Source organism: Cohaesibacter marisflavi, assembly GCF_900115225.1.
Taxonomy (GTDB): Bacteria; Pseudomonadota; Alphaproteobacteria; order Rhizobiales; family Cohaesibacteraceae; genus Cohaesibacter; species Cohaesibacter marisflavi.
The window spans coordinates 157,358-171,263 of sequence record NZ_FOVR01000005.1; the positions used below are offsets into that span (position 1 = coordinate 157,358).

Genomic DNA, 13,906 nt, shown 5'->3' on the forward strand with positions numbered 1-13,906 from the left:
GAAGGCATGCCGGCTTCCAGCCCGACTTCTTTCCAGTTAAACAAAAGGCGCTCACCGATTGCTCGGGAGCGCCTTTTTATTTCATTCAAGAAGGGGAAAGCCTTAGTCGGCTTTCTTTTCTTCCTGTTTGATTTCTTCGCCGGTTTCCTGATCAACCACTTTCATGGACAGGCGAACCTTGCCGCGATCATCAAAGCCGAGCAGCTTGACGAAGACGCTGTCGCCTTCTTTCACAACGTCGGTCACCTTGTTGGTGCGCTGTGGGGTCAGCTGGGAGATGTGAACCAGACCATCGCGTGCGCCGAAGAAGTTCACGAAAGCACCAAAGTCAACGGTTTTGACAACCTTTCCTTTGTAGATAACGCCAACTTCAGGTTCAGCAGCAATGGAGTTGATCCAGTTGATCGCTGCGGTGATGGCTGCGCCGTCAGAAGAAGCAACCTTGATGGTGCCGTCGTCGCTGATGTCGACTTTGGCGCCGGTTTTTTCAACGATCTCACGGATGACCTTGCCGCCAGAACCGATGACTTCACGGATCTTGTCGACAGGGATCTTCAGGGTTTCGATGCGTGGTGCGAATTCGCCAACTTCAGCGCGAGCTTCGCCCAGAGCCTTGCTCATTTCGCCCAGAATGTGCAGACGACCACCCTTTGCCTGTTCCAGAGCGACCTGCATGATCTCTTCGGTGATACCGTCGATCTTGATGTCCATCTGCAGGGAGGTGATGCCTTCCGAGGTGCCGGCAACCTTGAAGTCCATGTCGCCGAGGTGATCTTCGTCACCAAGGATGTCGGAAAGAACAGCAAAGTCGTCGCCTTCCTTGATCAGGCCCATTGCGATACCGGCAACAGGAGCCTTCAGAGGAACACCGGCATCCATCAGCGCCAGAGAGGTGCCGCAAACGGTCGCCATGGAAGAGGAACCGTTGGATTCGGTGATGTCGGAAACAACACGCAGGGTGTATGGGAATTCATGATGGGCAGGCAGCATAGGATGCACAGCGCGCCATGCCAGCTTGCCATGACCGATTTCGCGACGGCCCGGAGACCCGATGCGGCCAGCTTCACCAACAGAGAACGGGGGGAAGTTGTAATGCAGCAGGAAGGTTTCCTTGTAAGTGCCAGCCAGAGAATCGACGAACTGTTCGTCATCACCGGTACCAAGGGTCGCAACCACCAGAGCCTGCGTTTCACCACGGGTGAACAGAGCAGAACCATGGGTACGAGGCAGCTTGCCAACTTCGGAAACGATCGGGCGAACGGTCTTCAGATCGCGACCATCGATACGACCACCGGTCTTGATGATCTGGCCACGAACGATCTTGGCTTCAGCCTTTTTGAACAGATCGCCAACGATAACAGCATCAGCTGCATTTTCGTCTTCCGGATTGCACAGGGTTGCCATGACTTTTTCTTTTGCCGCATCAACTGCAGCATAGCGTTCGGTCTTGGCAGCAATCTTGAAAGCAGCCTGAAGGTCTTCACCAGCGATTTCTTCAACCTTGGCAGCCAGCTCGGAATAGTCCGGCATGGAGAATTCGCGAGGCTCTTTGGCAGCTTTTTCAGCAAGGCGGATGATGGCGTCGATAACCGGCTGGAAGCCTGCATGACCGAACATCACGGCCTTCAGCATGGTTTCTTCGGTCAGGTTCTGCGCTTCGGATTCAACCATCAGAACGGCATCGTTGGTACCGGCAACAATCAGATCCAGTTTGGAATCTTCCATCGAGTCGATGGCCGGGTTGAGAACGAATTCGTCATTGATGAGACCAACGCGAGCACCGCCGATCGGGCCCATGAAAGGAACACCGGAAAGGGTCAGCGCTGCGGAAGCGGCAACCATAGCCAGAATGTCTGGGTCATTGACCATGTCATGGCTGACAACGGTGATGATGACCTGTGTCTCGCATTTATATCCATCAACGAACAGCGGACGGATCGGACGGTCAATCAGACGAGAGGTGAGGGTTTCTTTTTCGCTTGGACGGCCTTCACGTTTGAAGTAGCCACCCGGAATTTTACCGGCAGCGTAGGTTTTTTCCTGATAGTTGACGGTAAGCGGGAAGAAGTCGAGGCCCGGCTTAGGCTGTTTTGCAGACACAACGGTCGCAAGAACAGTGGTTTCGCCAAGGGAAGCCAGAACAGCGCCGTCAGCCTGACGAGCAACTTGACCGGTTTCCAGAACGAGCTTCTGCCCGCCCCAATCGATTTCTTCACGTTGAATATCGAACATTCAAATGTCCTTTCCTGTATGCCCGGCATATCGGATATATGGGGCATCGATCTAACTCTATTTGATCACGGGCAAGACAACGAGCGGCTTCAGCACTTTGTGGCGCTTGGGCAAAGCGGCTGGCAATCCTGCCTGTGAACGATGGTGAATCAGAAAATCCGATTGCACCAATTTTTAAACCACTCCGGCAGGGTTATGCCAGAGCAACGGGAGGGTTTCCCTTTGGCATTTCGTTTATCGCTCAAGCGCACAACGAAAATGCGTACGATCTGGAAATAACGTCAATCCTTTGAAAAGTAGCACTATCAAAAGGGTTGCGGATCGTACAATTTGAAAACGCGGCGACCGGCAGGCCACCGCGTTTATCAGAGAATTAACGACGCAGTCCGAGGCGTTCGATCAGCGACTGGTAACGTGCCACGTCTTTGGCTTTGACATAGTCAAGCAACTTACGACGCTGGGAAACCAGTTTCAGAAGGCCACGACGGGAGTGGTTATCTTTCTTGTGAGACTTGAAATGCTCAGTCAAGTTGATGATCCGCTCGGTAAGAACAGCGACCTGTACCTCTGGGGAACCGGTATCGCCATCTTTGGTGGCATATTCCTTGATCAGCTCTTGCTTGCGTTCAGCAGTAATCGACATCGGTTTCTCCTTTAGTTCTTTGGCTCGGCATCGCTTGAAAAGACAGGCGGATGCTCAGGCAGATTGAAAACGCGCCTAGGCCAGAGTTCTCCTTCGATCACTTCACATATGGCCACCAGCAATCCTGCATTCATGGCCGCGACGTGACCGTCGATTGGAGCGTCCTGTCCACGCAGCAAAACCGATTGTCCTCGGCGTAATCTTGCTGCGGCATTCCTGTTTATGGCCAGAGCCGGGATGTCGTCCAGCGCGGTCTCAACAGGAAGCAAGGCAGAGGCGAGCCCGGGCTCGCCGGGCGCACTATGGCTCAACTGTTCCAGATCGTCCAGCGAAATAAGCATTTCTTCGGTAAATGGACCTGAAATGAGCCGACGCAGGGCCACAACATGGCCACGCGTTCCGAGATGTCGCCCAATATCCCGTGCCAGAGACCTGACATAGGTGCCCTTGGAACATTCGGCGACAAAAACTGCAGTATCCTCGTCCGGTGCTTCGAGGAGTTCAAGATGATGAATGGTAACCGGGCGGGCGGCGAGTTTGACCTCTTCGCCATCGCGCGCCAGATCATAGGCGCGTTCGCCATTCACCTTGATGGCGGAAAAGGCAGGGGGAACCTGCATGATCTCGCCGGAAAAATGCTCAAGGGCAGCTTCGATTTCCTCTTCGGTCGGGCGGTGGGCCGAGCTGTCGATCAACTCGCCTTCCGCGTCATCCGTCGAGGTCTCTTCGCCCCAGCGCACCGTGAATTCATATTCCTTGTAGCCATCCATGACGAAGGAAACCGTCTTGGTGCCCTCGCCAATGGCAATCGGCAAGCAGCCGGAAGCCAACGGGTCAAGGGTGCCAGCGTGGCCAGCCTTCTTGACATTGAAGATACGCTTGATCGCACCAACAGCCTGCGTCGAGGTCATGTTGAGCGGCTTGTCCAGAGCGATCCATCCATGCACGTCGGTTCGGCGCTTGGCGCGGAATTGCTGCTTCTTTTTCTTCTTCGGTTTCGGGGCTTCGCTTGTCTGTTCTTCAGATGCGGAGCCCGCCTGCTGCATATCTTCGCTCATCTTGGCTCCTACTTGTCGTCAGTATCGTCTTCAGATGCATCGTCTTCGTGATGCAGATCTCTCTGAACAAGGGGCGAATCGAGCAGCGCATCAATGCGGGAAGCCTCATCAAAGGTCTCGTCATAGCGAAAGCGCAAGTCGGGCGTATGCTTGAGCGTCAGGTCACGCCCCAGACGGCCGCGCAGATATTTCTTGTGGCCGTTGAGCGCATCCACGATGGCTTTTTCTTCACCGGGCGCACCAAGCGGCATGACAAAGGCGGTTGCCAATGTCAGATCCGGGCTCATGCGCACTTCGGGGATGGAAATCACGAATTGTTCCAGAAACGGATCGATGATCTCGCCCCGGGTGAGGCATTCGGATAAGGATTTTCGAACCAGTTCGCCTACGCGCAACTGGCGCTGGGACGGCATGCCGCCGCCCTTGCGAGAACTACGTCCCATAAGATGTCCTAATTGTTGGAGGCTATGGGCGGGATTGGACCGGCCAAGCCTGAAATCACGTCAGCCATGCGGCTTCATGCGTTAGGTATATTAAAAATGGCAAAGGTCAAGGGAAAACCCTCGACCTTTGCCCGATTGCGTTAACAAAAGATCCTTAGAGCGTCCGGGCGATCTCTTCCACACGGAAGCATTCGATCTGATCGCCAGCGCGCAGGTCCTGATAGCCTTCGAAGGCCATACCGCATTCCTGCCCAACGCGCACTTCCTTGACTTCGTCCTTGAAGCGCTTGAGGGTCGACAGCTTGCCGGTATGGATAACAACATCATCACGCAGCAGACGCACGCCGGTGCCACGTTCCACCACACCTTCGGTGACGCGACAGCCAGCAACCTTGCCGACTTTGGTGATGTTGAACACTTCTAGAATTTCCGCGTAACCGATGAAGGTTTCGCGAACTTCTGGGCTGAGCATACCGGACATTGCCGCTTTCACATCATCGGTCAGATCGTAGATGATGTTATAGTAGCGGATTTCGACGCCTTTCTGCTCGGCAGCCTGCTTGGCCTGTACGTTTGCACGCACGTTAAAGGCAATGATCGGAGCGCCGGATGCAGCCGCAAGGGTCACATCGGATTCGGTCACACCACCAACACCGGAATGCAGGATCTGTGCGGAAACCTCTTCGTTGCCGATGCCGTCGAGTGCGCCGATAATGGCTTCGACAGAGCCTTTCACGTCGCCCTTGATGACAAGCGGGAAGGACTGGCTGTCGCCGCTTTCCTTCAGGTTGCTCAGCATCTGTTCCAGAGACCCGCGGTTGGCCTTGGCTGCGGCAAGATCCTTGTTCTTGCGGACACGATAGTCGGTGATCTCGCGAGCGCGGCCTTCGGTCTCAACAACAGCGAACTGGTCACCAGCGTCAGGTGCGGCGTCAAAGCCCAGAATCTCGACCGGTTTGGACGGCTCTGCCTCTTCAACCTTTTCGCCTTGATCGTCGATCAGAGCGCGAACTTTACCCCAATGCTCACCGGCAACAACGATGTCGCCAACCTTGAGGGTACCATTCTGCACCAGAACCGTTGCAACTGGGCCACGGCCTTTGTCGAGCTTGGCTTCAACCACGATACCGTCGGCTTCCCTGTTCGGGTTGGCCTTGAGTTCAAGCAGTTCGGACTGCATCAGAATGGCATCGAGAAGATCTTCCAGATGCAGCTGTTCCTTGGCAGACACTTCCACTTCGAGAACGTCGCCGCCCATGCTTTCGACAAACACACCATGCTGAAGCAACTCGTTGCGAACGCGGGTCGGATCTGCTGCTGGCAGATCTATCTTGTTCACTGCCACGATGATTGGCACTTCAGCGGCCTTGGCGTGGTTGATCGCCTCAATGGTCTGCGGCATGACGCCATCGTCTGCAGCAACCACGAGAATGACGATATCAGTCGACTGAGCACCGCGGGCACGCATTTCGGTAAAGGCAGCGTGGCCTGGCGTATCGATGAAGGTGATCTTCTGATCATTCTGCGTAACCTGATAGGCACCGATATGCTGGGTAATGCCGCCAGCTTCGCCGCGTACCACATTGGCATGGCGAATGGCATCAAGCAGCGAGGTCTTGCCGTGGTCAACGTGACCCATGATGGTCACGACAGACGGACGGGATACCATTTCATCTGCGGCGTCTTTCTTGTCGAACAGACCTTCCTCAACGTCAGATGCGGCAACGCGTTTAACAGTGTGGCCCAGTTCTTCGGCCACCAGCTGTGCGGTATCAGCATCCAATACATCGACGGTTTTGACCATCATGCCCTGTTTCATCAGGATCTTGATCACGTCGACGGCGCGTTCGGTCATACGCTGGGCCAGTTCCTGCACCGTGATGGTTTCAGGAATAACCACTTCGCGGAAGACCTTTTCGCGCGGCGCATCGTGCTGGGCGCCTTTTTGCTTTTGACGACGACGGCGCATGGAGGCGAGTGAACGCTCGCGCTGCTCGTCGGCATTGAGCGCATTGGTCAAGGTCAGTTTGCCACGACGACGCTGCGCATCAGAACGTGGTTTGGCTGGCGTGGCTGTCCGGGCATTATCGTCAGGACGTGGCTTCTTTGGCACAGGCTTGAGGGTTTTTGCGCCCGGTTTTGCTTCAACCGACGCATCCGGTGCAACAAAGCCTTCTCCTGCAGACGCACGAGCACCACCTCGTTGTGGGCGGTTGATCTTGGCGCCTGGACGGGCTCCGGAGCGATCATCATCACCCTCGCGACGCGGGCCACGTGGCTTGGCTGGACGTTTGTCAGCACTAGGCTTGGCATCGCGTGCCGGGCGGTCACCTTGCGGACGATCCCCTCTTGGTGCGCGATCGGCCGGTTTGCCTGAGCGTTCCTTGGAGCGAGGCTGAGCATCACCCTTAGCTTCGGTAGGTGCCTTGGCTGGCTTGGTCTCAGCTTTTGCCGCTTCGGCAGCTTCGCGAGCCTTGCGCTCTTCTTCAACCTTCTTCGCTTCGGCTTCTTCTTTGGCCTTCTGCACTGCAGCGGCCTCTTCTTCGGCTTTGCGTTTGGCTTCTTCTTCAGCTTTGCGTGCAGCTTCAACCTTGCGCTTGGCTTCTTCTTCTTTCTTGCGCTGCTCCATTTCGCGCGCGCGGACTTTCGCCGCTTCAAGCGCCTGGAGGCGTTTCGCATTTTCCGAAGACGTCAGATTGCGCTGACCGGTCGCATTGTTGCCACCGTTGCCCTGATTGTTGCCGTTGCGATTGCGCTGGCGCTGGCCGCGACCACCCGAGCCCTTGCCCTGGTTGGCGCCATTGCCGCCGTTGCCACCGCCCGAACGGTTATCCGAGCCGCGATTTTGCGGCTGACCGGAAGCGGCGGCTGGCTTGTCTGCAGACTTGGGCGCAGCTTCGCTGGCGGCCGGCTTGCCGCCAGTCGTCTGCTTCGTTTCACCTGGTGCAGTGAACCGCCGCTTTCGTTTTTCAACAACAACGGCCTTCGATCGGCCATGAGAAAAACTCTGGCGTACGGTGCCTTGCCCCACATTCTTGCCCAGAGACAATGTCTTTTTCTCTGACGGGCTATTGTTGTCGCTGCTGTTTTCGTTGCTCATTTCTCGGTCAATACCCTTCACTGCCTCCCTCAAGAGGCCTGTCCAGCGGTTCGGTCGTCCGGACCGCTGTTAGAATCCGGTTCACTTGGTTGCAAGTAGGCTTCCAGCACCGCAACCTGTTTGATGAAGCTCTTGCTCGCCGAACCGGCGATCAAGGCAGCATGTACCACATTTCCGTATCCAAGCGCGTTACTTAACGCCTCAGCGCTGAATCTGCGAACAATAGGCAGTTCGCAGTCGCTGCCATAATGGCGCCGTACGGCTTGGGACAGTTTCTTCTGTCCGTCTTCTGCAGCATCTGCCGCATGTATTAGTCCAATTGCACCCCTTTGTGCAATGGACGTTTCTACCTTTGCAAAGCCGGTCACGATCTGTCCGGCTTTTCGCGTCATGGATAGGGACGATAAACACCCCTTTTCCATGAGTTCTGCGACAAGCTCTGCCAAGCCGTCGCATTTTGGCACTTTCTGTTTGAAACCGCGCGCAAACAGTCCTTTGTCTGCGGCCTGCTTCACCAGATCATGCCTTGCTGTCACCCAGACGCCACGTCCGGGTAACCGCATTTTCAAGTCTGGAACAACGCTGAAATCAGGAGCCAGCACAAACCGTATCATTCGGTCCTTGGGAAGACTTTCCCGTGTTACCAGACATTGTCTTGTTGTCTGTTCGCTCTTTTGCGGCACGGTTTATCCTCTCAAGGCCGTTTTTGTCAAATCTTGTCGCAAACCGAGACTATTCGGGCGACAGTTCAGACCGGTTTCAGGCCTCTTCTTCTTCCTCAGCGGGTGCTTCCTCTTCTTCTTCAGACGGTTGATCATCTGCGATTGCGCCAGTGGCTTCATCGTCCAGATCCAGATCATCCGTTTCGTCTGCTTCCATCTGCTCATATTCGGCAGCTTCTTCTTCGCTCAGCAGTTCGGAAGGATCAATCCATCCGGCCGCAACGCGGGTCAGCATGACGATGTCTTCGGCTTCCTGACGCGAAATATCGAAATCGGACAGGGTGCCCTTGAAGCGCTTCACTTCACCATTGTGTCGTTCGGTCCAGCCAACCAGATCATCGGTTGCGCAGCCAGCAAGATCTTCAATGGTCTTGATATCGTCGCGACCAAGCGCAACAAGCATCGGCAGGGTGAGGCCCGAAATTTCAAGAAGATCGTCGGAAACACCCAGCGCGAGGCGCTCTTCATTCTGTTTTTCCGCTTCGGCTTCCAGATATTCGCTTGCGCGTCTCTGGATTTCCTGAGCGGTTTCTTCATCGAAGCCCTCGATGTCGGAGACTTCGCTTGCATCCACATAGGCCACTTCTTCAATAGAGGTGAAGCCTTCGGAAGCCAGCAGCTGGGCGACGATATCATCAACATCAAGTGCCTGCATGAAGAGCTGGGCGCGTTCGTTGAATTCTTTCTGGCGACGCTCGGATTCTTCTTCCTCGGTCATGATGTCGATGTCCCAGCCGGTCAGCTGGGAAGCAAGACGGACATTCTGACCGCGACGGCCAATGGCGAGCGAGAGCTGGTCATTGGGAACAACAACTTCGATCCGCTCGCTGTCTTCGTCAAGCACAACCTTGGCCACTTCAGCCGGCTGCAGCGCATTGACGATAAAGGTCGCAGGATCTTCGGACCATGGAATGATATCGATCTTTTCACCCTGCAGCTCGTTGACAACGGCCTGAACGCGGGATCCACGCATGCCAACGCAGGCGCCGACCGGATCAATGGAACTGTCACTGGAAACCACAGCGATCTTGGCACGGGAGCCAGGATCGCGCGCCACAGACTTGATGGTGATAATGCCATCATAGATCTCTGGCACTTCCTGTGCAAACAACTTGGCCATGAACTGTGGATGTGTTCTGGACAAAAAGATCTGCGGGCCACGCTGTTCACGACGCACATCATAGATAATGGCGCGGATGCGGTCGCCCGGACGGAAGGCTTCGCGTGCGATCAATTCATCGCGACGGACAATGGCTTCGCTACCAGAAAGATCAAGGGTGACGTTGCCATATTCAACACGTTTGACCTGACCATTGACGATTTCAAACTGGCGGTCCTTGAATTCTTCATACTGGTGATCACGTTCGGCTTCGCGCACTTTCTGCACGATGACCTGCTTGGCAGATTGGGCAGAAATACGCCCGAATTCAAGCGGCGGCAGCTGATCGGAGACGATATCGCCGATCTGGGCATCCGGCTTCTTGTCCTTGGCATCAACCAAGGCAATCTGGGTTGCGTAATCTTCGACCTCGTCAACCACTTCCATCAACCGCTCGAGCCGGGTTTCACCGGTGCGTGGGTTGATCGTCGCCTTGATTTCTGTCTCTTGACCATAACGGGAGCGCGCAGCTTTCTGGATTGCGTCCTCCATGGCCCCGATCACGATCATGCGATCAATCGATTTTTCGCGCGCCACAGCATCTGCGATCTGCAAAAGTTCAAGACGGTTTGCACTGATTGCCATCGTCAGTGTCTCCTATTCTTCCCTGTCAGCGTCAGTGGCTTCTTCCACTTCTGCCGGTTCTGCGGGCTGAGCTTTCAGCGCCAGCTCCATGAGTTTATCAGTCATTACAAGCTTCGCATCTGCCAGATCCGAAAGCGGCAGACGTACATTGGGGTCGCTATCCTGCGGTGCGTCGGGCAAAATCAGCTTGAGTTCCTCTCCCTCGACACCGTCAAGAATGCCTCTGAACCGGCGACGACCATCCATGGGAACGGACAGCTCTATCTTGGCGTCATGCCCACTCCAGGCCACCAGATCGCGTACCCGCACCAACGGACGGTCCACGCCTGGAGAGGAAACTTCAAGATAGTATTCGCTGTCAATCGGATCTTCGACATCAAGCACAGGCGAAAGGGCGCGGGATACAGCCTCGCAGCCTTCGATCGTCATCGTGCCATCGGGGGCTTCGGCCATGATCTGAACGGTACAGCCATGCTGGCCGGTGATTCTCACGCGGACCAGATCGTAGCCCAGATCAACAATCACAGGTTCAACGATGCTGGCGATGCGTGCTTCCAGCCCTTTTTCGCCCGTGAGGCGCGGCTCTTTGCCCGCTTTTACTTGACTGCTCTCAACCATAGGGAAAGCCTGTCTCCATTTCTCTTCGTCCATGCAGGCGACATATGTCACGTGCGAAAGGCGTTTGAACTCAAGGCAACTGCTTTCCGTTATGCGTCTTGTCCCTTGGGAGTTGCCTGTTTCCAAAGCGTGGAAGCGGGCCAGCATATCGGATACTGATCACCTAATTTACCAGACCCGGCTGTAGAAGGGGAGGCCACCTAACAAAAAAGAGCGGGTCCTTGTCGCGGCCCACTCTAAACAGCTTGTCTAGATTTTGAGAGCTTCATACACCAGAAAGAGCGTAAAAAGCAAGGGTTTTTACGATCAGCTGCGACATTTCTCTTCTATTTACGACGAAATGTCAGATATTGCGGTCTTCTTCCTTCGCGAAAAGCTTTGGCTTCATAGCGTGTGCGCTCCCAATCCGGCCATGCAATCAACCGGTCCTCAGGAGTGTTGCATTCCTCGCTCAGTGCTGCGCAGCCATCAACATGCTCCAGCGTCCATTCCACATAGTCTTCAATATCCGAGGCAAAACGGAAGATGCCACCCGGTTTCAACACGCGTGCGATGCGATCAAGATTTTGGCTGGAGACAAACCGCCGCTTCCAGTGACGCTTCTTGTGCCATGGATCCGGATAGAGCAGAAAAATCCTGTCGAGGGATGCGTCCGGCAGCCAATCCAGGATATGGGCTGCATCCTCGTCATAAAGCCGGATATTGCCAATCTGCTTTTCATCGATCGCGGCCAGAGCCTTGACGGCTCCGTTGATGAAAGGCTCGCAGCCGATCAGGCCCACAGTTGGGTTGTTTGTCGCCTGCCTGATGAGATGCTCGCCGCCGCCAAAGCCGATCTCCATCCAGACCTCACCCGGCTCATGGGCAAATTGCGCCTTGATGCTGTCGATCGGGCGGGTCGGGTTGAGGCTGATTTTTGGCAGCAATTCATCAATCAGCCTTTGCTGTGCGGGGCTCAGTGGCTTGCCCTTGCGCCGCCCGAAGAAACTGGTCGCGATCTGCTTTTCGATCAGGCGGGATTGGGAGGGGCGGAATTGGGGCTTTTCAGAAGAAAATGGGCTCATGGTCTCGGACTGGATGCGATTTGTTGAACTGAAAGCAAAAGGCTTTGCGTTCATAATAACAGTTTGGCCCACGCGAACCAAACTGCGTTTCAAGCAACGCGATTGTTCGGGCAGGCCAAAACAAGGTCGATCTTGTTTATGCGCAAAGCGTGTCTTCTTTAGCCGATTGCCTTGTGCAAGGAGTCGACAATATCGGTTTTTTCCCAAGAAAAACCACCGTCAGCGTCCGGTTCACGGCCAAAATGGCCATAAGCAGCGGTGCGCTCATAGATTGGCTTGTTGAGGCCAAGATGGGTGCGGATGCCACGTGGTGTCAGGGGTACAATGTCCCAAAGGGCCTTTTCGATAACCGAATCCCGCACCGAGCCGGTGCCATAGGTATCGACATAGAGCGAAAGAGGTTCCGAAACGCCGATGGCATAGGCCAGCTGGATGGAGCACTTTTCAGCATACCCGGCAGCAACCACATTCTTTGCCAGATAGCGCGAAACATAGGCTGCAGAACGGTCCACCTTGGTCGGGTCTTTGCCCGAGAAGGCACCACCACCATGGGGCGCAGCGCCACCATAGGTGTCAACGATGATCTTGCGGCCCGTTAGGCCCGCATCTCCATCCGGTCCGCCAATGACGAACTTACCGGTCGGGTTCACATGCCAGATGGTCTTGTCGGTCAGCCACCCCTCCGGCAGAGCCGCCGTAATATAGGGCGTTACGATCTCGCGGATATCGGCAGAGGTGAGGCTGCCGTCAAAATGCTGCGTGGAAAGCACCAGAGAAGCCACTTCTACCGGCTTGCCATCGACATAGCGCAATGTGAGCTGGCTTTTCGCATCCGGCCCCAGGCGGGCTTCCGTGCCGGCATGGCGGGCTTCGGCGATCAGACGCAGGATCTTGTGGGCATAGAGAATCGGGGCAGGCATCAATTCAGGCGTTTCATTGACGGCATAACCGAACATGATGCCCTGATCGCCAGCGCCTTCATCTTTGCCATCTGCTTCATCAACGCCCTGAGCGATGTCGGCTGACTGCTCATGCACATAGATGTCGATATCGGCTTTTTCCCAATGGAAACCGTCCTGCTCATAGCCGATCTCCCTGATCACGCGGCGCGCAGCCTTTTCCATGATATGGCTATCAACTTCAGCAGGTCCCCTGACCTCGCCTGCAAGAACAACCTTGTTGGTTGTGGCCATGGTCTCCACAGCGCAACGCGCGTGCGGGTCGGCCTTGATAAAGGCGTCGACAATTGCGTCGGAGATACGGTCACAGATCTTGTCCGGATGTCCTTCGGATACGGACTCACTGGTAAACAGATATTCTTTGCGGGCCATGGGAATGTCTTTTTCTGTGATATAAAGGGTTCTGCATGTCGTTATCACATTGAGAAACCTGACGCAATCCAAAGCGAAATTGCCGGTTACTAAATCCTGCATTCTCGCATGGGAAATCATTGAAAGAATGCTCGAAACAAAAGTGTGAAATTTCATGCCCTGAATGCCAAACTGCCTCTCCAACGCAGAGGCCGCTCGTTTGGCGGTGTTTTGAAGAATCGCTATTTCTGACGTTCAGGTTAGAGAGTGTCTTCAGTTAAATACAATCTCTGGGTGGGTAATGGAATATGGTAAGACAAAAATCCGAAGGCACTCTGACATGGGTAAAATTACGAATCTTTCCGACAGCGCGCCATGTCTTGCCATACAGCGCTTTGCATCAAAGAGCAGATCATGAAATGAAAAGGCGGCCAGAAACCAGGTTCCCAACCGCCTTTTGCTAGAAAGCAGGTATGCCGCACATGAGTGAAGCAAACCGGAATTAGCTTTCCGCCCCCTCTCCAGAGATCTCGCGTACCAGCTCAACGATCTTGCGTCGCACTTTCTGGTCCTTGATCTGTACGAAGGCACGGTTCAATTGAAGGCCTTCTGAAGAGGATAGGAAGTCGATGACATAGTTCTCCGACTTGGATTCGGCGAGGCCCTGAGCTTCTTGGGGGGTACCTGGGGCATCTTCGAAGAAAAAGGAGACCGGAACTTCCAGCACGGTTGCAATATGCTGCAAACGGCTGGCACCAATCCGGTTGGTACCTTTTTCGTATTTCTGAATCTGCTGGAATGTAATGCCCAGATGCTCTCCAAGTTTTTCTTGGCTCATAGAAAGCATCATACGACGAAGTCGGACACGACTTCCAACATAGACATCGATTGGGTTCGGTGCTTTTTTACTGGCCATTTGGCTCTCTTTTTTGTTTGACGTGTTGTTCTGTATGACAAATTTTTTGCACGTCG

General features: G+C 54.7%; 10 protein-coding genes and 1 pseudogene. All 11 read right to left on the reverse strand.

What is annotated here, in order from left to right; genetic code table 11:
• Positions 1-102: 102 nt before the first annotated feature.
• On the reverse strand, positions 103-2,232 hold the full coding sequence (gene pnp / locus BM258_RS11850; RefSeq protein ID WP_090072482.1) for a polyribonucleotide nucleotidyltransferase: 2,130 nt from the start codon (positions 2,230-2,232) through the stop codon (positions 103-105).
• 373 nt (positions 2,233-2,605) lie between these two features.
• A complete protein-coding gene (rpsO, locus tag BM258_RS11855; RefSeq protein WP_090072484.1) occupies positions 2,606-2,875 on the reverse strand; it encodes a 30S ribosomal protein S15 in 270 nt (89 codons plus the stop codon).
• Between the two features lie 11 nt (positions 2,876-2,886).
• Positions 2,887-3,933 (reverse strand): tRNA pseudouridine(55) synthase TruB, encoded by a 1,047-nt coding sequence (gene truB / locus BM258_RS11860; protein ID WP_175528046.1) that lies wholly within the window; start codon positions 3,931-3,933, stop codon positions 2,887-2,889.
• 8 nt (positions 3,934-3,941) lie between these two features.
• Positions 3,942-4,376 carry a 30S ribosome-binding factor RbfA gene (gene rbfA / locus BM258_RS11865; protein WP_090072486.1) on the reverse strand — a complete coding sequence of 145 codons (435 nt, stop codon included), beginning with the start codon at positions 4,374-4,376 and terminating at the stop codon, positions 3,942-3,944.
• 154 nt (positions 4,377-4,530) lie between these two features.
• A pseudogene (infB, locus tag BM258_RS11870) lies at positions 4,531-7,476 on the reverse strand (translation initiation factor IF-2).
• 29 nt (positions 7,477-7,505) lie between these two features.
• Positions 7,506-8,159, reverse strand: coding sequence for an RNA-binding protein (locus tag BM258_RS11875; RefSeq protein ID WP_090072490.1), 654 nt, complete (start codon positions 8,157-8,159; stop codon positions 7,506-7,508).
• Between the two features lie 76 nt (positions 8,160-8,235).
• A complete protein-coding gene (gene nusA / locus BM258_RS11880) occupies positions 8,236-9,942 on the reverse strand; it encodes a transcription termination factor NusA (protein WP_090072492.1) in 1,707 nt (568 codons plus the stop codon).
• A 12-nt stretch (positions 9,943-9,954) separates the two neighbouring features.
• On the reverse strand, positions 9,955-10,560 hold the full coding sequence (gene rimP / locus BM258_RS11885; protein WP_090072496.1) for a ribosome maturation factor RimP: 606 nt from the start codon (positions 10,558-10,560) through the stop codon (positions 9,955-9,957).
• A gap of 326 nt (positions 10,561-10,886) precedes the next feature.
• Entirely contained in the window at positions 10,887-11,624 is a 738-nt protein-coding gene (gene trmB / locus BM258_RS11890) for a tRNA (guanosine(46)-N7)-methyltransferase TrmB (protein ID WP_407062720.1), read from the reverse strand.
• Between the two features lie 158 nt (positions 11,625-11,782).
• Positions 11,783-12,955 carry a methionine adenosyltransferase gene (gene metK / locus BM258_RS11895; protein ID WP_090072705.1) on the reverse strand — a complete coding sequence of 391 codons (1,173 nt, stop codon included), beginning with the start codon at positions 12,953-12,955 and terminating at the stop codon, positions 11,783-11,785.
• 481 nt (positions 12,956-13,436) lie between these two features.
• Positions 13,437-13,850, reverse strand: coding sequence for a helix-turn-helix domain-containing protein (locus BM258_RS11900; protein WP_090072498.1), 414 nt, complete (start codon positions 13,848-13,850; stop codon positions 13,437-13,439).
• Between the last annotated feature and the right edge of the window lie 56 nt (positions 13,851-13,906).

What these genes read in the sequence shown, in the direction of transcription:
- rbfA (WP_090072486.1), bottom strand. Translation starts at nt 4,376, where the DNA reads ATGGGACGTAGTTCTCGCAAGGGCGGCGGCATGCCGTCCCAGCGCCAG.
- BM258_RS11900 (WP_090072498.1), bottom strand. Translation starts at nt 13,850, where the DNA reads ATGGCCAGTAAAAAAGCACCGAACCCAATCGATGTCTATGTTGGAAGT.
- truB (WP_175528046.1), bottom strand. Translation starts at nt 3,933, where the DNA reads ATGAGCGAAGATATGCAGCAGGCGGGCTCCGCATCTGAAGAACAGACA.
- rimP (WP_090072496.1), bottom strand. Translation starts at nt 10,560, where the DNA reads ATGGTTGAGAGCAGTCAAGTAAAAGCGGGCAAAGAGCCGCGCCTCACG.
- metK (WP_090072705.1), bottom strand. Translation starts at nt 12,955, where the DNA reads ATGGCCCGCAAAGAATATCTGTTTACCAGTGAGTCCGTATCCGAAGGA.
- rpsO (WP_090072484.1), bottom strand. Translation starts at nt 2,875, where the DNA reads ATGTCGATTACTGCTGAACGCAAGCAAGAGCTGATCAAGGAATATGCC.
- nusA (WP_090072492.1), bottom strand. Translation starts at nt 9,942, where the DNA reads ATGGCAATCAGTGCAAACCGTCTTGAACTTTTGCAGATCGCAGATGCT.
- pnp (WP_090072482.1), bottom strand. Translation starts at nt 2,232, where the DNA reads ATGTTCGATATTCAACGTGAAGAAATCGATTGGGGCGGGCAGAAGCTC.
- trmB (WP_407062720.1), bottom strand. Translation starts at nt 11,624, where the DNA reads ATGAGCCCATTTTCTTCTGAAAAGCCCCAATTCCGCCCCTCCCAATCC.